The 21,316-nt window shown below is 66.4% G+C and carries 20 protein-coding genes and 1 pseudogene; 7 read left to right on the top strand and 14 right to left on the bottom strand.

Going from position 1 to position 21,316, the window contains the following annotated elements:
- The first annotated feature begins 8 nt into the window (after positions 1-8).
- Positions 9-428, top strand: coding sequence for a DUF3035 domain-containing protein (locus FG95_RS09130; RefSeq protein WP_037555427.1), 420 nt, complete (start codon positions 9-11; stop codon positions 426-428).
- Between the two features lie 308 nt (positions 429-736).
- Here FG95_RS09130 and FG95_RS09125 read toward each other — a convergent pair whose 3' ends face one another.
- On the bottom strand, positions 737-1,087 hold the full coding sequence (locus FG95_RS09125; protein ID WP_052182245.1) for a winged helix-turn-helix transcriptional regulator: 351 nt from the start codon (positions 1,085-1,087) through the stop codon (positions 737-739).
- Positions 1,088-1,166: 79 nt separating this feature from the next.
- Here FG95_RS09125 and FG95_RS09120 point away from each other — a divergent pair, with 79 nt between their 5' ends.
- Positions 1,167-1,601, top strand: coding sequence for a PaaI family thioesterase (locus FG95_RS09120; RefSeq protein ID WP_037555426.1), 435 nt, complete (start codon positions 1,167-1,169; stop codon positions 1,599-1,601).
- Here the strand turns inward: FG95_RS09120 and FG95_RS20745 are convergent.
- From FG95_RS20745 to FG95_RS09105, 4 genes are all read right to left on the bottom strand, one after another.
- Positions 1,598-1,774 (bottom strand): hypothetical protein, encoded by a 177-nt coding sequence (locus FG95_RS20745; RefSeq protein ID WP_161786546.1) that lies wholly within the window; start codon positions 1,772-1,774, stop codon positions 1,598-1,600. The genes FG95_RS09120 and FG95_RS20745 overlap by 4 nt on opposite strands.
- Positions 1,771-2,202, bottom strand: a complete 432-nt coding sequence (locus FG95_RS09115) for a hypothetical protein (RefSeq protein WP_037555425.1) — start codon at positions 2,200-2,202, stop codon at positions 1,771-1,773. The genes FG95_RS20745 and FG95_RS09115 overlap by 4 nt, the downstream gene beginning before the upstream one ends.
- Entirely contained in the window at positions 2,199-4,127 is a 1,929-nt protein-coding gene (dxs, locus tag FG95_RS09110; protein ID WP_037555424.1) for a 1-deoxy-D-xylulose-5-phosphate synthase, read from the bottom strand. The genes FG95_RS09115 and dxs overlap by 4 nt, the downstream gene beginning before the upstream one ends.
- 163 nt (positions 4,128-4,290) lie before the next feature.
- Entirely contained in the window at positions 4,291-4,515 is a 225-nt protein-coding gene (locus tag FG95_RS09105; RefSeq protein WP_152567612.1) for a hypothetical protein, read from the bottom strand.
- A gap of 196 nt (positions 4,516-4,711) precedes the next feature.
- Between FG95_RS09105 and FG95_RS09100 the strand changes: the two genes are divergently transcribed.
- Positions 4,712-5,731, top strand: a complete 1,020-nt coding sequence (locus FG95_RS09100; RefSeq protein WP_161786545.1) for a MipA/OmpV family protein — start codon at positions 4,712-4,714, stop codon at positions 5,729-5,731.
- 57 nt (positions 5,732-5,788) lie between these two features.
- On the opposite strand, the gene FG95_RS09095 is transcribed toward FG95_RS09100, so the two are convergent.
- Complete coding sequence (locus FG95_RS09095; protein WP_037555464.1) at positions 5,789-6,877, bottom strand: PepSY-associated TM helix domain-containing protein; 1,089 nt, start codon at positions 6,875-6,877, stop codon at positions 5,789-5,791.
- Positions 6,878-6,879: 2 nt separating this feature from the next.
- The gene (locus tag FG95_RS09090) at positions 6,880-9,084 is read right to left on the bottom strand and encodes a TonB-dependent receptor (RefSeq protein ID WP_037555463.1); all 2,205 of its coding nucleotides are present in this window, start codon (positions 9,082-9,084) and stop codon (positions 6,880-6,882) included.
- Between the two features lie 286 nt (positions 9,085-9,370).
- Between FG95_RS09090 and FG95_RS09085 the strand changes: the two genes are divergently transcribed.
- A complete protein-coding gene (locus tag FG95_RS09085; RefSeq protein WP_037555422.1) occupies positions 9,371-11,683 on the top strand; it encodes a patatin-like protein in 2,313 nt (770 codons plus the stop codon).
- Between the two features lie 161 nt (positions 11,684-11,844).
- On the opposite strand, the gene dnaJ is transcribed toward FG95_RS09085, so the two are convergent.
- On the bottom strand, positions 11,845-12,975 hold the full coding sequence (gene dnaJ, locus FG95_RS09080) for a molecular chaperone DnaJ (protein WP_037555421.1): 1,131 nt from the start codon (positions 12,973-12,975) through the stop codon (positions 11,845-11,847).
- A gap of 61 nt (positions 12,976-13,036) precedes the next feature.
- The gene (gene dnaK / locus FG95_RS09075; RefSeq protein WP_037555420.1) at positions 13,037-14,944 is read right to left on the bottom strand and encodes a molecular chaperone DnaK; all 1,908 of its coding nucleotides are present in this window, start codon (positions 14,942-14,944) and stop codon (positions 13,037-13,039) included.
- 167 nt (positions 14,945-15,111) lie between these two features.
- On the opposite strand from dnaK, the gene FG95_RS09070 reads away from it, so the two are divergent.
- The 3 genes from FG95_RS09070 (at position 15,112) to FG95_RS09060 (ending at position 17,757) form a co-directional block, all read left to right on the top strand.
- Positions 15,112-15,648: a copper chaperone PCu(A)C gene (locus FG95_RS09070; RefSeq protein ID WP_037555419.1), complete on the top strand. Its 537-nt coding sequence runs from the start codon at positions 15,112-15,114 to the stop codon at positions 15,646-15,648.
- 6 nt (positions 15,649-15,654) lie between these two features.
- A complete protein-coding gene (locus FG95_RS09065; RefSeq protein ID WP_037555418.1) occupies positions 15,655-16,131 on the top strand; it encodes a hypothetical protein in 477 nt (158 codons plus the stop codon).
- 270 nt (positions 16,132-16,401) lie between these two features.
- Positions 16,402-17,757: a DNA recombination protein RmuC gene (locus FG95_RS09060; protein ID WP_037555417.1), complete on the top strand. Its 1,356-nt coding sequence runs from the start codon at positions 16,402-16,404 to the stop codon at positions 17,755-17,757.
- 127 nt (positions 17,758-17,884) lie between these two features.
- Here the strand turns inward: FG95_RS09060 and FG95_RS09055 are convergent, their stop codons facing one another.
- From FG95_RS09055 to rapZ, 5 genes and pseudogenes are all read right to left on the bottom strand, one after another.
- Positions 17,885-18,598 carry an META domain-containing protein gene (locus FG95_RS09055; RefSeq protein WP_037555416.1) on the bottom strand — a complete coding sequence of 238 codons (714 nt, stop codon included), beginning with the start codon at positions 18,596-18,598 and terminating at the stop codon, positions 17,885-17,887.
- Between the two features lie 148 nt (positions 18,599-18,746).
- Entirely contained in the window at positions 18,747-19,559 is an 813-nt protein-coding gene (locus tag FG95_RS09050; protein ID WP_037555415.1) for a TrmH family RNA methyltransferase, read from the bottom strand.
- A gap of 139 nt (positions 19,560-19,698) precedes the next feature.
- Entirely contained in the window at positions 19,699-19,977 is a 279-nt protein-coding gene (locus FG95_RS09045) for an HPr family phosphocarrier protein (protein ID WP_037555414.1), read from the bottom strand.
- Positions 19,974-20,402: a PTS sugar transporter subunit IIA gene (locus tag FG95_RS09040; protein ID WP_037555413.1), complete on the bottom strand. Its 429-nt coding sequence runs from the start codon at positions 20,400-20,402 to the stop codon at positions 19,974-19,976. Before FG95_RS09040 ends, FG95_RS09045 begins: the two co-directional genes overlap by 4 nt.
- A 14-nt stretch (positions 20,403-20,416) precedes the next feature.
- Positions 20,417-21,315 (bottom strand): annotated as a pseudogene (rapZ, locus tag FG95_RS09035) (RNase adapter RapZ).
- Position 21,316: the final 1 nt, after the last annotated feature.

The following is a 21,316-nucleotide window of genomic DNA, read 5'->3' as shown; positions in this document are numbered from 1 at the left end:
TTTTTGACGTGAACCGGACCACCGCCATCCTGGCAGCCTCGATATTTGCCATCACCCTGTCGGCCTGCGGGTCGAACAGCCTGTTCAGCCGCGACCGCCCCGACGAGATGATGGTGTCGCGTCAGGCGCCGCTCGTCGTGCCGCCCGATTTCGCGCTGACCCCGCCCGCGCCGGGCACCGCACGCCCCGGCGGCGAATCGACCGCCGAACAGACGCTGCGCGCGCTCTTCGGCGGCGCCGCGCCGCGCAGCGCGAGCGAGACGCAGATCATCGGCGCCGCCGACGGCCAGCGCGCCGACCCCGGCATCCGCAGCGCAGTCGGCAGCCCCGGCACGCAGGTCGTCGACAAGGGCCTTGTCGTCCGCGACATCCTCGCCGCCCCCGAAGGCGACGGCCGCGACGCGCAGGCGGCGATTCCGGGCGCGTAAGGCGTTCAACCCAACTTCGTCATCCCGGATCAAGTCGGGGATGACGGCGGGGAATCTATCCTCCCTGTCGCGCAGCGATGGGGAGGGGGAGCGAGCGGGGTAAAAGCAACGCGCGGGGCGCGTTGCTTCCCGCGAGGCGCCGCATGCGAAGGTGGAGGGGCGGCAACCTCGCGCCATGGCCCCTCCGTCAGCGCTGCGCCGAAGGCGCAGTTTATCCTGAGCGCCTGCAAGGCAGTCGAAGGGCGCTGCCACCTCCCCATGCCTGCGGCACAGGGAGGATCAACGGCGCCTTCCGGTCGAACCCGACCTCAGATCGACATGTCTCCATCGCCCATCGCCTCTCCTGCGCGCGGCAGCCATATATCTCCCCACGCCTTGATCGCGTCATAGGTGGGGCGCAGGGCCTCGCCCGCGGGCGTGAGGCGGTACAGCGCGCGCTTGCCCTCGGGCGGCACGCGTTCGAGGACCCCGGCCGCGACCATCCAGCCGAGCCGCGAGGTCAGCGCGGCGCGCGAAATGTCGAGCCGGCCGAGGAAATCCTCGAAGCGATCGATCCCCAGAAACGCTTCGCGCAGGATCAGCAGCACCCAGCGGTCGCCGAGCAGCCGCGACGCGCGGCCGACGGCGCAGGGCGAACGCGAGGGCACATAGTCCTTCATAAGTCTGGATTTAAGACTTGACGCCATGCGGCGCAACCGGCGATAAAGTCTGCGTTACAGACTAATAGGATGCTCTCCCATGCGCGGCCACCGATTCGCCAATAACGACGAAGCCGTCGCCTATATGAAAAGCGTCGCGGTCGACGCCTCGGGCTTCACCGCCTTCCTCGGCGTCGAACCGCTGCGCTGCTTCGATGGCGAGTCCGAATTGCTGCTCGCGCTGCGCCCCGACATGACCCAGCATCACGGCTATGCGCATGGCGCGATCGTCGGGCTGATGGCCGACAATGCCTGCGCCTGGGCGGCGTCGAGCGTGATCGGCGACGTCGTCACCGGCAGCTATACGATCAACTTCCTCGCCCCCGCGCAAGGCAGCCGGCTGCGCGCGAAGGGCAGCGTGGTCAAGGCGGGCAAGCGGCAGGCGATCGTGCGCGCCGACGTCTGGGCCGAAAGCGACGGCGAAGAACCGCGCCGCTGCGCGATCGCGCAGGCGACGATCGTCCCGGTCGGCTAGCTGAACAAACTCGACAGCAGGAGCATCGCGGCGAGGCTCTCGGCCATCGCGCGCGACGCGTGGCCGAACGCTTTGAGCCGCCCGCATTTCAGATGCTGGTTGAACCAGGCGGTCTGCAAAAAACCGAACCACAGCAGCTCGTCGAGCGATTGCAGGAGGTTGAAGAAGTTCATGCGGCGACGTCCGCGACTGGCGACGCCGGCCCATTGGAAAGCCAGCGCGCGAAATTACGGACCGTCGTCGGCTGGCTCTGGTCCCAATTCGTCCAGCGCCGCCATTCGAGCCCCCGGCCGTCGCAATAATGCTCGAGCCAGTCCTGCGGCCCCTCATCGTCGATCGGCAGGTCCTTCAGGAAATCGTCGTCGGGATGCGGGGTCAGGCCATCCTGCCAATAGGACCATTCGGACAGCCACTCGTCCCAGAGAAACTCCGCTACGTCGCGCTCGCAATCGCCGGCCAGCATGGCAAGGAACTGCTCGCGCCCGACATTCTCGCGCCGAGCCGCCAGCGCAACCGCATGTCGTTTCCATTTTCGGGCCGTGAATGCCCACAGCAGCGGATATAGCCCGACGCAACCGGCGGCGAACCACCAGCCGTTCAAGCCCGCGCGCCCGCCTCTTCGACACCGGCGCTGTTGTGGCGCAGCGCCTTCAGCACCGTGTCGACGATCTGCGGCGCGTTGAGCCCCGCCGCGTCATATTGCAGCTCGGGCTTGTCCTGATCCTGAAACACGTCGGGCAGGCGCATCGTGCGCAGCTTCAGCCCCGCGTCGATCAGTCCCTCGTCGCTCGCGAGCGTCAGCACATGCGCGCCGAGCCCGCCGATGCTGCCTTCCTCGATCGTCACGCAAACCTCATGGGCGGCGAGCGTCTTGCGGATCAGCTCCTCGTCGAGCGGCTTCGCGAAGCGCAGGTCGATCACGCTCGTCGACAGACCCCGCGCTTCGAGCGTGTCGGCGGCTTTCAGCGCCTCGGCGAGCCGGGTGCCGAGCGAGAAGATCGCGACGGTCTTGCCGCCGCGCACGACGCGCCCCTTGCCGATTTCGAGCTTCTCGGGAACCTCGGGCAGCGCCACGCCCGTGCCGTTGCCGCGCGGATAGCGGAAGGCGATCGGGCCGGCGTCATATTCGGCCGCGGTATAGGTCATATGGACCAGCTCGGCCTCGTCGGCCGCCGCCATCACCACCATGTTCGGAAGCGTCGCCAGATAAGTGACGTCGAACGAGCCCGCGTGCGTCGAGCCGTCGGCGCCGACGAGTCCCGCGCGGTCGATCGCGAAGCGCACCGGCAGATTCTGGATCGCCACATCATGCACGACCTGATCATAGGCGCGCTGGAGGAAGGTCGAATAAATCGCCGCGAACGGACGCATCCCCTGCGCCGCGAGCCCCGCGGCGAAGGTCACCGCATGCTGTTCGGCGATGCCGACGTCGAAGCTGCGCTCGGGATGCGCCTTCGCGAATTTGTCGACGCCGGTCCCCGAAGGCATCGCCGCGGTAATCGCGACGATGCGCTTGTCGCTCTCGGCGAGCTTGGCGAGCGTTTCGCCGAAGACATTCTGATAGGCGGGCGGCCCCGGCGGCGCCTTCGCCTGCTCGCCGGTGATCACGTCGAATTTCTGGACGCCATGATATTTGTCGGCGGCGGCCTCGGCGGGGGCATAGCCCTTGCCCTTCTTGGTCACCGCGTGGATCAGCACCGGGCCATGTTCGCTGTCGCGGACATTTTCGAGCACGGGGATCAGATGCTCGAGATTATGCCCGTCGATCGGACCGACATAATAAAAGCCGAGCTCCTCGAAGAGCGTGCCGCCCATCGCCATGCCGCGCGCGAACTCGTCGGTCTTTTTCGCCGCCTTGTGCAGCGGCTCGGGCAGTTTGCGCGCAAAGCGCCGCGCGATCTCGCGCAGCTCGACGAAGGGCCGCGACGACACCAGCTTCGCCAGATAGGCCGAGAGTCCTCCAACGGGCGGCGCGATCGACATGTCATTGTCGTTCAGGATGACGATCAGCCGGTTGCCCGCCTGCTTGGCATTGTTCATCGCCTCATAGGCCATGCCCGCCGACATCGACCCGTCGCCGATCACCGCGATCGCGCGCCCGGGGGCGCCGGTCAGCTTGTTGGCGACCGCGAAGCCCAATGCTGCGCTGATCGAGGTCGAGCTGTGCGCCGCGCCGAACGGATCATATTCGCTTTCGCTGCGCTTGGTGAAACCCGACAGCCCGCCGCCGGTCCGCAATGTCCGGATGCGGTCGCGGCGCCCGGTGATGATCTTGTGCGGATAGCATTGGTGGCCGACATCCCACACGATCTTGTCGCGCGGCGTGTCGAACACATAATGGAGCGCGGTCGTCAGCTCGACGACGCCGAGCCCCGAGCCAAGGTGCCCGCCCGTCGTGCCGACCGCCGAGATCATCTCGGCGCGCAGCTCGTCGGCGAACTGGCGGAGGTCTTCGGGCTTCAGCTTGCGGAGGTCGGCGGGGACATCCACCGTGTCGAGCAGCGGCGTATGCGGACGGTCGGTCATCGCGCCGTCATAAAGGGTACCGCTGAGAGTGTCGAACGAAAAGCCAATCTTATCCCCTCCCGCCTGCGGGAGCGGCAGCGAGACTTGCGAGCTTGCTCGCTAGTCGCAGCGGGGAGGGGTAGCGATGCGACAAGCCCCGACCCCTCCCGCAAGTGGAGGGGGGTCAATCGCCTTCCTCGCGCCGTTTGGCGGCATCGACCTGCGCATAGAGTCCGCGCACCATCAGGTCGGTGAACACCAGCATCACCCCGACCATGCCGAGAAACAGCGCGACCGCGACGGCGGGCAGCGGCCCGATCGTCTCGACCCCCTCCTTCTTCATCACCGCCGCCAGCAGCGCCGCCGCTGCCATGAAGCCATAGCCGATCAGGCGCGGAATCCGGCTCATGCGCACGAAACCCGGGCGCGCCCAAGGGAACCAATGGCGCTGCGGGCGCATATGAAAGCGGCGAAGGAGCGTCGTGACATGAAAGCCACATGCGGCGAAATGCGTCCCTCCGCAAGACGAAGCCGTTGCAAAGGCGCGTCATTTACTTACACCCCCGTAAAGAGGGGTATAGACAAGAAAATATAGGCGGATGTTTATGCCCAATTTGACCGTGTTGTTCCGCTTGGCCCGTCCGGCCCGATCGCTCCCTCCGCTTGCTGTCTTTATCCTCGCCGGTTTAGCCGCGCCCGCCGCCGCCGAGGATGCCGCGCTTCCCTATGACCTGCCGGCCAGCGCCGACACGACGCTCGCCACCGGCGAGGACGAACAGGCGGCCTATTTCCAGAACACCGAGATCGACGAGAATATCCTGCTGCCCCCCGCGCGGCCGCAGGACGACGACCCCGAACGCAAATGGTCGCGCGACTATTTCGCGGTCGCCGTGGGCGTTTTGAACACGCCGAAATATAGTGGCTCGGACGATCGCCGCACCTTGCCCGCCTTTTATTTTCGCGGGCGGGTAAGCGGCTTTTCCTTTTCGACGCGCGGCACCAATCTCGTGGTCGACCTGATCCGCCAGCGGCGGGGGCAAAAGACCGATTTCAAATTCGGCCCGACGATCAGCCTGCGCGGCGACCGTAGCGGCAAGATCGACGATCCGCAGGTCGCGGCGCTCGGCAAGCGCAAGGTCGCGGTCGAACTCGGGCTGTTCGCCGGGGTTACCCAGACCGGCGTGCTCACCAGCAAATATGACCAGATCGGTTTCCGCATGTCGGCGTCGAAGGATGTTTCGGGGCGCCACGGCAGCTGGACCGCCTCGCCGACGATCGATTACGGCACGCCGCTGTCGAAACGCGCCTATATCGGCGTTTCGGCGTCGGTGAATTTCTATGGCAAGGGCTTCGGCCGCTATTATTACGACATCGACGCCGAAGACAGCGCCGCGAGCGGGCTTCCCGTCTATGACGGCGCGGGGCGCAAGGCGACCGCGGGCAAATATACGCTCGGCATCGCGGGCGCCTATTCGCTGTCGGGCGATTTGCGAAAGGGGTTCACGCTGATCGGCGGTGCGCAATATGGCCGCATCGCCTCGCGCTTCGCGAAATCGCCGATCGTGGCGGACGTCGGCAGCGCCGACCAGTGGCTCTTCGGTGGGGGGCTCGCGTATCAATTCTGAACGGCTATCGGCCGGCTTCGGACATCATTCCCCCGCAACGTGAGGGCGCCTTCGGGCTTATGTCGAAGCCAGTACCGTCTTCTTCTTCGCCGTCCGCTTCGCGGGCTTCGGCCGCCTGAACCAGAAGGTCCACACCGCAAGGCTGCCGAGCAGCGTCAGCGATACGCCCGAGATCGTCAAGATGATGCGCCACATCCAGCCGCCGACCTTCGAGGCGTGGATGGGGAAGGCCTTGTTGAATGCCTGCGCGCCGCTCGGCAGCGCGAGCGCGTCGCGCGCGCCCAGCATCTTGCCCGTCGCGGCGTCGAAGGCGAGCGTCGTGCGCCCGTTGGGCAGCCATTCGGCGGGCTGCTTCATGCGCAGGCCGATCGGGTCGCCCGCCTTGCGCGGCAGGCTGAGGATCCGGAACTCGGCGTCGGGGAAACGGCGGCGCGCTTCGGTCAGCATGGCCGTGTAGTCGGGCTTTTCGGCGAGCGGGCCGCTTTCATATTTCGGCGGCTCCATGGCCTTCGCGGCCGCGGCGGGCGAGCCGAAGGGCGCGATCATCACCATCGCGAACGGGCGGAAAATCATCATCGTGCCGGTGACGATCGAGATCAGCAACAAGGGCGCGACGATGATGCCGAGGTCGCGGTGGTGCATCACGACCGCGGGGCGGCTCATCCGCTTGGGCCATAGGCGGAGCTGGAAGGTCCCCCGCGTGCGCCACCACAGGATCGCGCCGCTGATCACGAAGAAGAGCCCGGCCAGTCCCGCGATGCCGATCACCCATTCGCCATTGTCGCCTGCGAACAGATGGTGGTGGAAATCGAAGATCCAGAGCTCGGGGCGTTCCCACTGGCTCGCCCAGCGCGCCGCGATTTCGCCCGACTGGCGCGCGTAGGCGCCCGCGCCTTCCTCGAAACGCAATTGATGCAATCCGAAGCGCTCGTCGGCATAGATGATGCCCTGCGCGCCCGGCATCGCCATCAGCTTTTCGGTGGCCGCCGCGACCGTAGCAAGGTCGCCGCGCAGCGGATCGCCCGTCCCCGGCACGCCGATCCACAGATGCTCGTAGAGCAGGATCGTGCCCGACAGGCCGAGCAGCGCGAGCACGAGGCCGATCAGGCCCCCCGTCCAGCGATGCAGCGTGTCGAGCAGTTTCATCATCAGAAGCGGTAATCCCAGCCGAGCGTGAAGGTGCGCCCGCGTCCGGCGAAATTGAAGAAATTGTCGGTCGGCCGCTGGGTGTCGCTCGCGTAGCTGATATATTGCTTGTCGAACAGATTCTGCACCGCGAGGCTCACGCCGCCGAGGCTCGTCTGATAGCGGACGATGGCGTCGGTGAGATTATAGCCTCCGAAGTCGTTGCGCGGGTCGCGCCCGGCGCCGCGGAAGGTGCGTGCGAGGTAGAATTGCGTCTGCACCCGCGCCGAGACCGGGCCGCCGGCATAGGCTGCGGCGAGGTTGAGCCGGTCGGGCGAGATGTTCGCGCCGTCGAGGTCGGTATCGACGGTGCCGTCCTCGTCATCGTCGAACCGGCCGTTCAGATGCGCATAACCCGCCGACAGCGTCAGCCCGTCGATCGGCATTCTGACCGCGAGGTTGATTTCGATCCCCTCGATCTCGACGCGCTGGCGGACGACGTCGAAAATCCCGTCGGGCCGCGCGATCAGCAGCTGGCCTTCCTTGCTCGTCGACCAGAAATAGGTCGCGCTGGCGTCGAGCGGGCCGCGCTTCACCTCGACCCCGATCTCGCGATTGTTCGAAACGATCGGACGAATGTTCAGGAAATCGTCGATGTCGACGCCGGTCGCCTTCACTGCGCGCGTGATGCGGCCGACGTCGGGCGCGGTATAGCCTTCGGCATAGCTTGCGTAGACGCGGATGCCCTTGACCGGCTCGACGATCGCGCCGCCGTTCAGCAGCACATCGTCGAACGAGGGGCTGCCGCCCGCGACGGCGACGCCGCCATAGGAGGCGAGCCCGCACGGCCGCGTCGGCACCGCCGGCGGCGCGGGGCAGGCGACAAAGGTGGTTGCCGCCAGCGTGCGATAATCGTCGATCTTGATCTTCACATTCTCGTAGCGCGCACCGCCCGCGAGGCGCACGAGGCCGTCCGCGAGCTTCAGATTGGCTTGGCCGAAGGGCGCGAAGCTGCGGAATTTCGTCGGCGGAACCCACGCGCGACCGGTCGCGATCAACCGCTGTTCGGTTTCGTCCCACAGCGCGTCGAAGCCGGCGACGAGCGTCAGCGCCTCGAAGCCCGGGACCGCGCGCTCATAGCTAATCTTGCCGCCGAATTTGCGACTGCGATTCTGCGACTGGTCGAGCAATGTGCCGACCGGCGCGATCGCGGGGTCCTGGAAACTGGCGATCGGATTGGGTTCGCCGCCGAAGGTGTCGCGGCTGCGGTTCCAGAAGATCTGGCTGACGAAATTACCGCCGCCAAGGTCGGTGTCGGTCAGCGACAACGCGACGCTTTCGGTCCGATTGGTCGCCGGAACGCCCGGCGGTGTGCCGGGTTCGGCACTTGTCGGCAGGCCGGCCGCCTTGTTGCCCGCGACGGGGGCATAATCGCCGTCGCCCTCGAGCTCGAAACGGCTCGCGATCAGGTCGAGCCGCATCGTGTCGGTCACCGCATAGCCGAAGCGGCCAAAGAGCGAGAGCGCCTTCGAATCCATCGTCTCGCCCTGCGTCAGGTTGATGCCGACCGGCCGGCCCTCGCCGTCGCGGAACAGGCCGCGCAGCTCATAGGCCGCGCCGACCGAGGCGTCGAAGCGTCCGGCCTTGTACTGGATCAGGCCCGCGGCCTTGCCGCCCATGCCGGCGTCCGAAAATTCATTGTCGGCCGTCGCCTGCAGCAGCGCGCGGCCCGATACGCCCTCTTCGGTCGGCGCGCCGACGGTGACCTGGTTGACGATGCCGCCGGTGCCGCCGATCCCCTGCAACGCGTTCGATCCGAAGAGGACTTCGACCCGATCGACGAAGAAGCCGTCGATGGTGAAACCGTCGCGGCTGCCGTCGCGCAGCGGGGTCGACTGCGGGATGCCGTTGATCGCATAGAGCGGCGAACGACCGCGCAGTGTCTCGCCCGCGCCCGACAGTTTCTGACGCGTCGGCGAGAAGCTGGGAGTCAGCGTTGCGACCGCATCGGTCACCGAACCCGAAATCGCGATCTGCTGGTCGAGCGTCTCCTTGTCGATCACCTCGATCGTCAGCGGCAGCGCGTTCGGCGGCAGGATCGTGCGCGCGGCGGTGACGACGATCGCGTCTTCGCTCCCGGCCGTGTCGGCGGGCGCGGCGTCCTGCGCGAAGGCGGTCGAGGAAAGCGCCGTGCAGGCAAGCGCGGCGAGAGCGAATTTGCGATTCATCATGAACTCCTGTTTCGGAGCGCCCGCTAGTGCGACACATTCTCAAAAGCAAGCGATTTTGGTGGGGGCGGGCAAGCGGGGGTTGGTTATTTGCTCAGGATCCTCCCTGCGGCGAAGCCGTGGGGTGGGGACCGCCGAAGGCGGTGGAAGGGGCCGCGACGGTGCGCCATTGGTCCCTCCGTCAGCGGCTGTGCCGTTGCCACCTCCCCATGCCTGCAGCCAGGGAGGATCGCCTGATCACCCCGAGGGGTGACGCGGCGCATCAAACCCCGCTATCACCCGGCTCATGCGGGAAAAGGAACTGCGCTTCGCCCTGATTTGCTACGGCGGCATCAGCCTTGCCGTTTACATGCACGGCATCACCAAGGAGATATGGCGGCTTGCGGCAGCGTCGCGCGCCTTTCATGAGGAGGCGCCCCCTTCGGGCGCCTGCGGCGTCTATCACGACTTGCTCGCGGACATCGCCGAAAAGAGCGGGGTCAAGCTCCGCGTCCTTGCCGATATCGTCGCCGGAGCGAGCGCGGGCGGGATCAACGGCATTTTCCTGGCGCGGGCGCTCGCCACCGGCCAGTCGCTCGATCCGCTCACCGGGCTGTGGCTCGACGGCGCCGATGTCGACCGGCTGCTCGATCCCGACGCGCGCGCGCTGTCGGCGGCGACGAAATTCTGGGCGGTGCCGATCGCGGGATGGGCGATGAAACGGCGCGGCAACGTCATCGACCGCACGGTGGGCGAAGCCGCGCAGGACGAGGTGCGCGCCAAGCTGTCGCGTTTCGTGCGCGCGCGCTGGTTCGAACCGCCCTTTGGCGGCGCGATCTTCTCGAACTTGCTGCTCGACGCGTTCGACGCGATGGATGCGGCACCCAAGGGGCCGCCGCTCGTTCCCGCCGGACAGCCCGTCGACCTGTTCGTGTCGGTGACCGATTTTGCCGGGCACAGCGCGCCCTTGTCGCTCAACAGCCCGCCGCGCGTCACCGAGCAGGAGCACCGGCTGATCATGCGGTTCCGCGAGGACCGCCGCACCGGAAAGCGCCTCGACGATGTCCCCGCGCTCACCGCCGCGGCGCGCGCGACGGCGAGCTTTCCGGGCGCCTTTCCACCCTTCACGCTCCGCGAACTCGACCGGGTGCTCGAGAAGCGCGGGATCGACTGGCCGGGGCGCGACGCCTTCATCGCTCGGCAGCTTCCGGCGAGCGGCGAGGCCGATCCCGCCGACCGCGTGCTCATCGACGGATCGGTGCTCGCCAACGCGCCCTTTCGTCCCGCGATCGCCGCGCTCAAGCAGCGGCCGGCGCGGCGCGAGATCGACCGGCGCTTCGTCTATATCGACCCCAAGCCCGATTATCGCTCGATCAGCTTCGGCAAGCCGGGCGAGGTCGCCGAAGGCGAAGCGCCGAAGCTGCCGGGTTTCCTCTCGACGATCCTCGGCGCGCTGTCGGAGATTCCGCGCGAGCAGCCGATCCGCGACAACGTCGAGGCGATCGAGGGCATGTCGCGGCGGATCCGCCGCATGCAGCGCATCGTCGATGCGATGAAGGTCGAGGTCGAGGAACAGGTCGCGGCGCTGTTCGGTACGACCTTTTTCCTCGACACGCCGACGCCCGTCCGGCTCCGGAAATGGCGCGCGAAGGCACAGGACCAGGCGGCGGCGCGCGCGGGCTTTGCCTTTGCGCCCTATGGTCATCTCAAATTATCGGCGGTGGTCGAGGAATTGGTGACGCTGGTCGACCGGCTCGCCCCGGCCGAGGGCGACATCCATCGCCGCAACCGGCGCGACGCGATGTGGGACGAGGTCCGCGCGCGCGGGCTCGACCGCATTTCGGGCAAGCGCGGGTCGGGCGCGAGCGACGATGCTGTCACTTTCTTTCGCAGCCACGACCTCGGCTTTCGCGTGCGGCGGCTTCGTTTCCTCGCGCGCGAACTCGACCGCGTGGTCGAGGCGAAGCGCGACACGCGCGATCCGGCGTGCGACGCGATGCGCGATGCCATCTACACCGCGCTCGGCCTCTATCTTGAACGCGAGGGCGACAATTGGTTCGCCGATCTCGATATATCGCCCGAAGCCGGACGGGGCGAGTGGATCGACGCGATCGGCGAACGGCGCGACCTGATCGGCGCCGATGCCGAAGCCGACGCGCTGATGGCCGAGGCGCTGGCGCTCTTGCCCAAGGATGACCGGCGGACGCTGCTGCTCGCCTATCTCGGCTATCCCTTTTACGACATCGCGACCCTGCCGCTGTTGCAAGGGGAGGGGTTCGACGAGTTCGACCCGATCAAGATCGACCGCATCTCGCCGTCGGACGCGACCGCGATCCGCACCGGCGGCGCCGCGGCGATGCTCAAGGGGGTCGAGTTCAACAGCTTCGGCGCCTTCTTCAGCCGCGCCTACCGCGAGAATGATTATCTGTGGGGGCGGCTCCACGGCGCCGACCGGCTCATCGACATCGTTGCGTCGAGCGTGACCGGCGACGGCGCGCTGGCGGCGGACGAGTTGAAAGCGATCAAGCGCCGCGCGTTCCACGCGATATTGGACGAAGAGGAAGAGCGCCTGCCCAAGGTAAAGGCTTTGATCGACGAGCTGAGGGGTGAGATTGGGTGACGAAGACCTTCTCCCCTTGGGGGAGAAGGATAGGTAGCCTTGCCGCGAAGCGGCTAGGCGGACTTGGATGAGGGGTTGCGAGCCAAAGGCTCGCAACCCCTAGCCAGCAAGCTGGCAAGTCTGCGCATCCCTCTCCCGCAAGGGGAGAGGGATGAAACGGATCAATCCGTCAAATCGTCCCACATTTCCTTGATGCGCCCGAAAAAGCCCTGGCTCGCCGGGCATTCCTCGCCGGTCTCGGTCTCGCGGAATTCGCACAGCAGTTCCTTCTGCCGCGCGGTGAGTCTGGTCGGCGTCTCGACGTCGATCTGGACGACGAGGTCGCCGTGGCCGCGGCCATTGAGCACCGGCATGCCCGCGCCGCGCTGGCGGAGCTGCTTGCCCGACTGGATGCCCGCGGGAATATTGATGTCGTGCTTCTTGCCGTCGAGGCCGGGAATGGTGATTTCGCCGCCCAATGCCGCGGTCGTGAAGCTGATCGGCGCGCGCGTGAACAGTGTCGTGCCTTCGCGTTCGAAGACCTTGTGCCGCGCCATGTGGAGAAAAATGTAGAGATCGCCCGGCGCGGCGCCGCGCGCGCCGCTCTCGCCCTCGCCCGACAGGCGGATGCGTGTGCCCTCGTCGACCCCGGCGGGGATGTTGACGGTCAGCGTCTTGCGCCGGTCGACACGGCCTTCGCCATGGCACGTATTGCAGGGATCGGCGATCACCTCGCCCGCGCCCTGACAGGTCGGGCAGGTGCGCTCGACCATGAAGAAGCCCTGCTGCGCGCGCACCTTGCCGTGGCCGGCGCAGGTCGTGCAGCGGTTGGTCGAGGTGCCGGGCTTCGCGCCCGATCCGTCGCACGTCTCGCAGCGCGCGGCGACGTCGACCTGAATCTCGCGTGTGATGCCCGAAAAGGCATCTTCGAGCCGGATTTCCATGTCATAGCGCAGGTCGGCGCCGCGCGCGGGGCCGCGCTGCTGGCGTCCGCCGCCGAACGCCGATCCGAAGATCGATTCGAAAATATCGCCGATATCGCCGAAATCGGCGCCGTTGCCGCCGCCGAAACCGCCCGCGCCGCCGTTGACTCCGGCCTTGCCGAAGCGATCATAGGCCGCGCGCTTCTGCGGGTCCTTCAGGCAGTCATAGGCTTCGCTGATCGCCTTGAAGCGCGCTTCGCTGTCGCCGCAGCCCGGATTCTTGTCGGGGTGATATTTCATCGCGAGCTTGCGGTAGCTCGCCTTCAGAGCCGCATCGTCGGCGGTGCGCTCGACTTCCAGCAGTTCGTAATAATCGACGTCGAGTGACATAGGTCAAAAGGCCCCCTCAACTCCGCCGCACCCATGGGGCGCGGCGGAGAGAGTTTCATTCTTACTTCTTGTCGTCTTCGACTTCCGAGAATTCGGCATCGACGACATCTTCGTCACTCTTCGCCGTATCGGCTTCGTCGGCGCCGGGGGACGCGGCCGACTGCTGCTCCTTCTCGTAGATCGCCTGGCCGAGCTTCATCGCAACCTGCGCGAGCGCGCCGGCCTTTTCGGTCATCGCGGCGGCGTCGCCGCCCTCGATCGCCGTCTTGGTTTCGGCGATCGCGGCTTCGATCTCGGACTTGAGGCCCGCATCGACCTTGTCGCCATGTTCGGCGATCTGACGTTCGGTCGAGTGAACGAGGCTTTCGGCGTTGTTCTTCGCCTCGGCCGCCTCGCGGCGCGCCTTGTCCTCTTCGGCGAACTGCTCGGCGTCCTTGACCATCTGGTCGATGTCCGCGTCGCTGAGACCGCCCGATGCCTGGATCTTGATCTGCTGTTCCTTGCCGGTGCCCTTGTCCTTGGCGTGGACCGACACGATGCCGTTGGCGTCGATGTCGAAGGTCACCTCGATCTGCGGCACGCCGCGCGGTGCGGGCGGAATGCCGACGAGGTCGAACTGGCCGAGCAGCTTGTTGTCCGCCGCCATTTCGCGCTCGCCCTGGAACACGCGGATCGTCACCGCCGATTGATTGTCGTCGGCGGTCGAATAGACTTGGCTCTTCTTGGTCGGGATCGTCGTGTTGCGGTCGATCATCTTTGTCATGATGCCGCCCAGCGTCTCGATGCCGAGGCTCAGCGGGGTCACGTCGAGCAGCAGCACATCCTTGACGTCGCCCTGCAGCACGCCCGCCTGGATCGCGGCGCCGATCGCGACGACTTCGTCGGGGTTGACGCCGGTGTGCGGCTCCTTGCCGAAGAAATCCTTCACGACTTCGCGGACGCGCGGCATGCGCGTCATGCCGCCGACCAGCACGACTTCGTCGATCTCGCTCGCCGACACGCCCGCGTCCTTGATCGCCTTCTTGCACGGCTCGAGCGTGCGCTTGATCAGCTCTTCGACAAGGCGTTCGAGGTCCGAACGCGTGATCGTCTTGACAAGGTGCTTCGGTCCGTTGGCGTCGGCGGTGATGAAGGGCAGGTTGACCTCGGTCGTCGCGGCCGACGACAGTTCGATCTTCGCCTTTTCGGCGGCTTCCTTCAGGCGCTGGAGCGCGAGCTTGTCGCCGCGGAGATCAATGCCTTCGTCCTTCTTGAAGCCGTCGGCGAGATATTCGACGATCTTGCTGTCGAAATCCTCGCCGCCGAGGAAGGTGTCGCCATTGGTCGACTTCACCTCGAACACGCCGTCGCCGACTTCGAGGATCGAGATGTCGAAGGTGCCGCCGCCCAGGTCATAGACCGCGATCGTCTTGTTCTCGGTCTTGTCGAGGCCATAGGCGAGCGCTGCCGCGGTCGGCTCGTTGATGATGCGCAGCACTTCGAGACCCGCGATCTTGCCCGCGTCCTTGGTCGCCTGACGCTGCGCGTCGTTGAAGTAAGCGGGAACGGTGATCACCGCCTGCTCGACCTTTTCGCCCAGATAGGCTTCGGCGGTTTCCTTCATCTTCTGGAGGATGAAGGCGCTGATCTGCGACGGCGAATAATCCTCGCCGCCGGCCTTGACCCACGCGTCGCCATTGGCGCCCTTGACGATCGAATAGGGGACGAGCTCCATGTCCTTCTTGGTCATGGGATCGTCGAAGCGGCGGCCGATCAGGCGCTTCACCGCAAAGATGGTATTTTCGGGGTTGGTGACGGCCTGGCGCTTCGCCGGCTGGCCGATCAGGCGCTCGCCATCCTTCGCGAAGGCGACGATCGACGGGGTCGTGCGCGTGCCTTCGACATTTTCGATAACCTTGGGTTTCCCGCCTTCCATCACCGCGACACAGCTGTTCGTGGTGCCGAGGTCGATCCCGATCACTTTGGCCATTGGTATTACGTCCTTGTTGCTTCTTCCGGCGCCCTGAAAAGGCACGCCGTCCTGTTGATCCCTTGGGGGTTACATGGGCGCGATATAGGTGCGCTAATCCTTGGCACAAGGGCTTTGACGGCTTATCGAGGGTGCGAATTGTCGCGCTTTTACGGAGTCCTCCCAAAATGAAACCCTTCGCACTTGCCGCTCTCGCCGCCGCCGCGCTCAGCCTGACCGGCTGCGGTGAAAATCTGGGTGCGGGGCAGCCGCTCAATGTGGTGAGCGGCCATATCGTGATGGGGGCGACGGCGGACCGCCCGGCGGTCGGCTATTTCCGCGTCGAAGGCGGGCCGCGCGACGTCGAGCTGGTCGCGGTGACCAGCGACCTCGCGCAGCGGGTCGAGATGCACGAAAGCGTGCGCGAGAATGGAATGACGACGATGAAGCCGCTGCTCCGCGCGCCGGTCCCCGCCAAGGGCGAGCTGGTGTTCAAGCAGGGCGGCAAGCATCTGATGATCTGGGGCATCAACGGCGCCGCGGTGCGCGCGGGCAAGCTGCCGATGGCGTTCGTCTTCACCAACAACAATAACGAACGCATCCTCTTCGATATGGTGATCAAGCCCGCCGAAGGCGCCGCCGACGCGGCCGATCATGGCGCGATGGACCATGGTTCGATCGAGAAGGGCGCCGAAACGGCCGTCCCCGACGCCGCGAAGAAATAAGCATCGGTGCCGCGTCCGTCGCGACCGCTGACGACCGGCGAGATCGCGCTCGCCCGGACGGTGTTCGGCGAAGCGATCGCCTATGACCGCGTGCGCGTGAACCATCATAAATGGATATTCTTCCAGCCGCGCCATATCGTGATGGCGCCGATGGGCAGCCTGCACTTCAATCCGCACGGCGACCTCTATTGCGAGGATTTCAGCGCGGCGTCGCAGCGGCTCCAGGGGCTGTTCATCCATGAAATGACGCATGTCTGGCAGGCGCAGACGCGCGGGCGCTGGTATCTGGTGCTGATGCGCCACCCGTTCGCGACCTACAGCTACAGTCTCAAACCCGGCTGGCTCCTCGAACGCTACGGGCTCGAACAACAGGCCGAGATCGTGCGGCATTACTGGCTGCTGACGCAGGGCATGGTGGTCGGCGGTGCGCCGGGCGTGGAGGCCTATCGCGCGATCCTGCCCGGGTCGTGGAACACGGTGTGACGTCTTGATTCGACCGATTGCGGACATGGAGAGAAGAAAGCCCCTCCCCTTCAGGGGAGGGGTTGGGGTGGGGGCCATCGGCCTTGCGCAAGGCCGATGGACCCCACCCCACTACGACTAGGCAGCAAGCTGCCAAGTCTTCGTTGCCCCTCCCCTGAAGGGGAGGGGCTTGATGGATCGCAATGGCAGTTCACCACCCCAAAGCGGCACCCGTGCCGTTCCCCAATTATCGGCTAGCCAAGCCCCCGGCGTTCGTCCTATGTTCCCGGCATGGATGAACTCTCGCTCGTCGTCGCCCTTGTTGCCCTCGCCATCGGCGCGCTGATCGGCTGGCTTTTCGCCGGCCGGCAATCGGGCGGGCTCAAGGCCGAGCGCGACGGGTTGGCGGAACGGTTCAAGAGCGCGGTGACCGACCTCGCGGCCGAGGCCGAGGCGCGCAAGGCGGCCGATATCCGGCTCGCGGCATTGCTCAGTGAACAAAAGGCGCGCGACGCCGCGCACGATGCGCAGATCGCGCAATTGAAGGACGCGCAGGCGGCGCTCACCGCGCAGTTCCGCGAAGTGGGGCAGACGATGCTCGGCGAAGCGCAAAAGGCGTTTCTCGAGCGCGCCGATGCGCGTTTCCGGCAGAGCGAGGAGAGCGCGGGACAGAATCTGAAGGCGCTGCTGTCGCCCGTCCACGAGCGGCTCGCCAAATATGAGGAAGCCGTCGGCAAGGTCGAGGCCGAGCGCCGCGACGCGTTCGGGCTGCTCCACGGCCAGATCGCCGCGATGCGTGAGGGCACCGAACGCGTGTCGAGCGAGGCGGCGAAGCTCGTCAACGCGCTCCGCAATGCACCCAAGGCGCGCGGGCGCTGGGGCGAGCAGCAGCTCAGGAACGTGCTTGAAAGCTGCGGGCTTTCCGAACATGCCGATTTCCAGACCGAGGTCAGCGTCCAGGATGGCGACGGCGGACGGCTGCGTCCCGACGTCGTCGTCAAGGTCCCCGGCGGGCAAAACCTCGTCATCGACGCTAAAGTCTCGCTCAACGCCTATCAGGACGCCTTCGGCGCGGTCGACGAAAGCGAGAAGGCCACGCATCTCGCCGCGCATGCCGCGGCGATGCGCGCGCACGTCAACACGCTCGGCGCCAAAAGCTATTGGAACCAGTTCGACGACACGCCGGACTTCGTCGTGATGTTCGTCCCCGGCGAACATTTCCTCGTCGCCGCGCTCGATCAGGATCACGAGCTTTGGGATTATGCGTTCGAGCGCAAGGTGCTGCTCGCGACGCCGACGAACCTCATCGCGATCGCGCGCACCGTCGCGGCGGTGTGGCGGCAGGAAAAGCTCGCGGGCCAAGCGCGCGAGATCGCGGCGCTGGGCAAGGAGCTCTATGCGCGCATGTCGGTGATGGGTTCGCACATCGCGCGCGTCGGCAAGAATCTCGATCAGGCGACGGGCGCCTATAACGCCTTCGTCGGCAGTTTCGAAAGCCAGGTGTTGACGCAGGCGAAGCGGTTCGAGGCGCTCGACGTCGAGACCGGCGGCAAGGAAATTCCCGCGCTTCCCGTCGCCGAACAGGCGGCGCGTCCGCTCGCTAAGCTGGCGCCCGCGCCCGCGGCGGTCAACGACGCGGGCGAGTAGCGAGCCTATCCCACTCCCGTTCGCCCTGAGCTTGTCGAAGGGCCGTTCTTCTCTTCGGCCCAGAAAGAAGAACGGTGCTTCGACAAGCTCAGCACGAACGGGGTTTGATGGACGCGCGTCTTGAAGCTCAAATCACCCGCTTCAACACCGCCGTCTGCCCGTCGCTCCCCGTCAGGATCAGCGTCCCATCGGTCGGGAAGGCCAGGCTTACCGGACCGCGCATCAGCGCGAAGAAGGCGCTTTCCTGCGTCATGCCCGCGCCGGGACACGCCATCTTGGTCGCCATCAGCGGCCCCGCGGTCAGCGTGCGGTCGGCAAGCGAATAGCCGCCCGAGAAGCGGTTGCAGCCCGCGCTGCCGCTCAGCCGGTCGGCATCGAAGGCGAGCGCGGTCGGGCGGTCGGCCGCGACGGGCACCCCGCCGATCGACACGAAGGTCCAGTTGGTGCCCGCCAGCTCGGTCGGCGGCAAGATTCCGCCGCCGCAGCCTTTCACCGTCTTGCCGTCGGCGACGACGGTCACCGTGTCGCGATAGCGGCGGTCGCTCATCCCGTCGCTGCATTCGCCGCGCGCGATCTCGACCTTCAGCCGGTCGGTCACATATTCTTCGCCGTCCGTGACGGCGCGCGCGCCGGGGTTCGGCACCATGATCTTGGTCTCGCCATAATCGCCGTCGTAATTGAGCCGCGACGGCGTGATCTCGAGCGTCCATCCGGGTTCGGTGCCGAGCGCCATATAGGCGGCGGGCGGTTCGCCGGGGCCGCGCGGCATGTCGGCCGCGGGTGCGCAGGCGGCGAGGGCGGCAAAGACGGGCAGGGCAATCAGAAGCGGGGTGCGGATCATCGAACGGACCTTTCCTCGTCGTCATCCCGGTCCTTCGACAAGCTCAGGAGATCCGGGATCCATTCGGCGTCTGCTTATCGGCCGAAGGAAGAATGGATGCTGAATCGAGTTCAGCATGGCGAAGGTTACAGAAAACTCCGATGGAAAACTATCGCCGCCGCTGGTTCAGCACCTCATAGGCCATCACGGCGGTCGCGACCGCGGCGTTCAAACTGTCGGCCTTGCCCAGCATCGGCATCTTGACCCGCACGTCGGCGGCGGCGGCATATTCGGGCGGCAGCCCCTGCGATTCATTGCCGGTGAGGATGAAGGTCGGCGCGGCATAGCGCACTGCCTGATAATCCTCGGTGTCGCCGCCGAGCCAGGTCGCGACGAGCTGGCCCGGCCCCTGGCGCAGCCAGGGGAGGAATTCCTCCCAGCGCGCGACCACCAGCTTTTGCGTGAAGATCGCCCCCATGCTCGCGCGCACCGCCTCGACCGCATAGGGATCGGTGCTGTCATCGAGCAGGATCAGCCCGCCCGCGCCGACCGCGTCGCCGGTGCGCAGCATCGTGCCGAGATTGCCGGGGTCGCGGAGGCGCTCGGCGACGAGCCAGATCGGCGCCGCGTCGCGGTCGAGATCGGCGAGCGCGGTTTCGGGCTCGGCATAGATGCCGACGACCGTCTGCGGATTATCCTTGCCCGACAATTTGGAAAGGATCGCCGGCGTTGTGTCGATCACCTCGCCCCCCGCCGCCAAGGTTGCGTCGGCCAGCGCCTTCGCCAGCGGATGCGCCGCTCCCTCGGGGCCGAGGAACAGCCATAAAGGCAATATTCCCGCCTCACGCGCCTCGGTCGCGATGCGCAGCCCTTCGGCGAGGAACAGCCGCTCGGCGCGGCGATGGCGCTTCTCGCGCAGCAGCCGCATCCGCTTGACCAGCGGATTGGAGAGGCTTTCGATTGTGCTGCGGCGATGGGTCAACGCTAATCCTTAAGGCAGGACCCCGCATCCCCGAGCGAAGACGAGGGGCTCGTTCGAGCGTAGCGAGAACCGCCACGTTGCTGCCTCGACTTCGCTCGGCATGGCCCCTCGTCTTCGCTCGGGGATGCGAGGAAGAATATCAATCCTCGCCGAAGCTGTCCTTGACCAGCCCGACCAGCTTGAGCAGCGCCGCGTCGGCGCCGTCGCCCTTCGTATGGATGGTGATCGAATCGCCCTTCGCGGCGCCGAGCATCATCAGTCCCATGATCGATGTGCCGTTGACGCGGCTGCCGCCCTTTTCGACCTCGACCGACACGCTTTCGGGCAGGCGGCTGACGAAGGTCACGAATTTGGCGCTGGCGCGCGCGTGCAGCCCGCGCTGATTGGTGATTTCGACCGTCTCGCTATTTTCGTTCAAGGGCCTACTCCCAGCATTTCCGACGCGACCGAAATATATTTCTGGCCGGCTTCCTTCGCCGCGATCACCGCGGCGCGAAGTTCCATCGTCTTGCGGGCGCTTTCGAGGCGGATCAGCATCGGCAGGTTGACGCCGGCGATCACTTCGGTGCGCCCCGCTTCGAGCAGGCTGATCGCGAGGTTCGATGGCGTGCCGCCGAACAGGTCGGTCAGCATCACGACGCCGCGGCCCTCGTCGACCTTGCGAATCGCGTCGGCGATTTCCTTGCGGCGCATTTCCATATTGTCGTTGGGGCCGATGCACACGGTCGCGATCGCCCTTTGCGGACCGACGACATGCTCCATCGCGCGCACCATTTCCTCGGCGAGACGGCCGTGGGTGACGAGCACCATTCCCAAGAGCGGCAGAGCCTTGTCGTTACCCATGCAGTCGTCGACCCTTATATGTTGCCGCCGGTTACGGGAGAAGCGGGCGGGGGCCTGCCCTCAAGCCCATCTTGCGGGGCGGAGTCAAGATTGCGGTGGGTCAACGCTGGCTCATAACCGGACTCGCGCAGCGTTTGAGCCACCCGCGCCGCGACATGGACCGACCGGTGCCGCCCGCCGGTGCAGCCAAAGGCAATAGTGACATAGCTTTTGCCCTCGGCGCGGTAGCGCGGCAGCAATGTCAGGATCAGCCGCTCGATCTGCGACACGCTGTCCTCATAGGCCGGATCGGCGATCACATAGGCGGCGACGTCGGCGTCGAGCCCGGTGCCGGGCTTGAGCTTCGGGTCCCAATGCGGGTTGCGCAGATAGCGCATGTCGAACACCAGGTCGGCGTTGCGCGGCAGGCCGCGCGCGAAGCCGAAGCTCAGGATGTTGAGCACCGGTTCGCCGTCGTTCGCGGCGGCGAAGCGCTGGCGGATTTCCTGCTGCAAATCGTTGCTGCTGTAATTGGTCGTGTCGACGACATGCTCGGCCCAGCGGCGGAGCGGCTCCATCATCTCGCGCTCGCGCGCGATCCCGTCGGCGGCGGGGCGGTCCTCGGCCATCGGGTGGCGCCGCCGCGTTTCGGAAAAGCGGCGCTCGAGCTCGGCGCCGGCGCAGTCGAGGAACAAAGTCTGGATGTCGCGGCGGCCGCTTTCGCGCAATTCCTTGATCCGCCGGACGAGCAAGGCGGGGCGGGAGCCGCGGCTGCGGCTGTCGATCCCGATCGCGAGCGGGGGCCCCCCGCCTCGCCGGGCTTGGCAGGGGCGTCGATTAGCGTTTCGAGCAAGGCTAGGGGGAAGTTGTCGACCACCTCCCCCCCCCGAACCCCCGGCCACCTGTGGCACGGGACCTTGCCCCCGCCCCACACG

Origin of the sequence: Sphingopyxis sp. LC363 (assembly GCF_000756385.1) — a bacterium.
Taxonomy (GTDB): Bacteria; Pseudomonadota; Alphaproteobacteria; order Sphingomonadales; family Sphingomonadaceae; genus Sphingopyxis.
This window is presented reverse-complemented; position numbering and strand designations above follow the sequence as displayed.

What these genes read in the sequence shown, in the direction of transcription:
- FG95_RS09095 (WP_037555464.1), bottom strand. Translation starts at nt 6,877, where the DNA reads ATGAAACTGCTCGACACGCTGCATCGCTGGACGGGGGGCCTGATCGGC.
- FG95_RS09090 (WP_037555463.1), bottom strand. Translation starts at nt 9,084, where the DNA reads ATGAATCGCAAATTCGCTCTCGCCGCGCTTGCCTGCACGGCGCTTTCC.
- dnaK (WP_037555420.1), bottom strand. Translation starts at nt 14,944, where the DNA reads ATGGCCAAAGTGATCGGGATCGACCTCGGCACCACGAACAGCTGTGTC.
- dnaJ (WP_037555421.1), bottom strand. Translation starts at nt 12,975, where the DNA reads ATGTCACTCGACGTCGATTATTACGAACTGCTGGAAGTCGAGCGCACC.
- FG95_RS20745 (WP_161786546.1), bottom strand. Translation starts at nt 1,774, where the DNA reads ATGAACTTCTTCAACCTCCTGCAATCGCTCGACGAGCTGCTGTGGTTC.
- FG95_RS09085 (WP_037555422.1), top strand. Translation starts at nt 9,371, where the DNA reads ATGCGGGAAAAGGAACTGCGCTTCGCCCTGATTTGCTACGGCGGCATC.
- FG95_RS09070 (WP_037555419.1), top strand. Translation starts at nt 15,112, where the DNA reads ATGAAACCCTTCGCACTTGCCGCTCTCGCCGCCGCCGCGCTCAGCCTG.
- FG95_RS09100 (WP_161786545.1), top strand. Translation starts at nt 4,712, where the DNA reads ATGCCCAATTTGACCGTGTTGTTCCGCTTGGCCCGTCCGGCCCGATCG.
- dxs (WP_037555424.1), bottom strand. Translation starts at nt 4,127, where the DNA reads ATGACCGACCGTCCGCATACGCCGCTGCTCGACACGGTGGATGTCCCC.
- FG95_RS09055 (WP_037555416.1), bottom strand. Translation starts at nt 18,598, where the DNA reads ATGATCCGCACCCCGCTTCTGATTGCCCTGCCCGTCTTTGCCGCCCTC.
- FG95_RS09105 (WP_152567612.1), bottom strand. Translation starts at nt 4,515, where the DNA reads ATGAGCCGGATTCCGCGCCTGATCGGCTATGGCTTCATGGCAGCGGCG.
- FG95_RS09060 (WP_037555417.1), top strand. Translation starts at nt 16,402, where the DNA reads ATGGATGAACTCTCGCTCGTCGTCGCCCTTGTTGCCCTCGCCATCGGC.
- FG95_RS09120 (WP_037555426.1), top strand. Translation starts at nt 1,167, where the DNA reads ATGCGCGGCCACCGATTCGCCAATAACGACGAAGCCGTCGCCTATATG.
- FG95_RS09125 (WP_052182245.1), bottom strand. Translation starts at nt 1,087, where the DNA reads ATGAAGGACTATGTGCCCTCGCGTTCGCCCTGCGCCGTCGGCCGCGCG.
- FG95_RS09040 (WP_037555413.1), bottom strand. Translation starts at nt 20,402, where the DNA reads ATGGGTAACGACAAGGCTCTGCCGCTCTTGGGAATGGTGCTCGTCACC.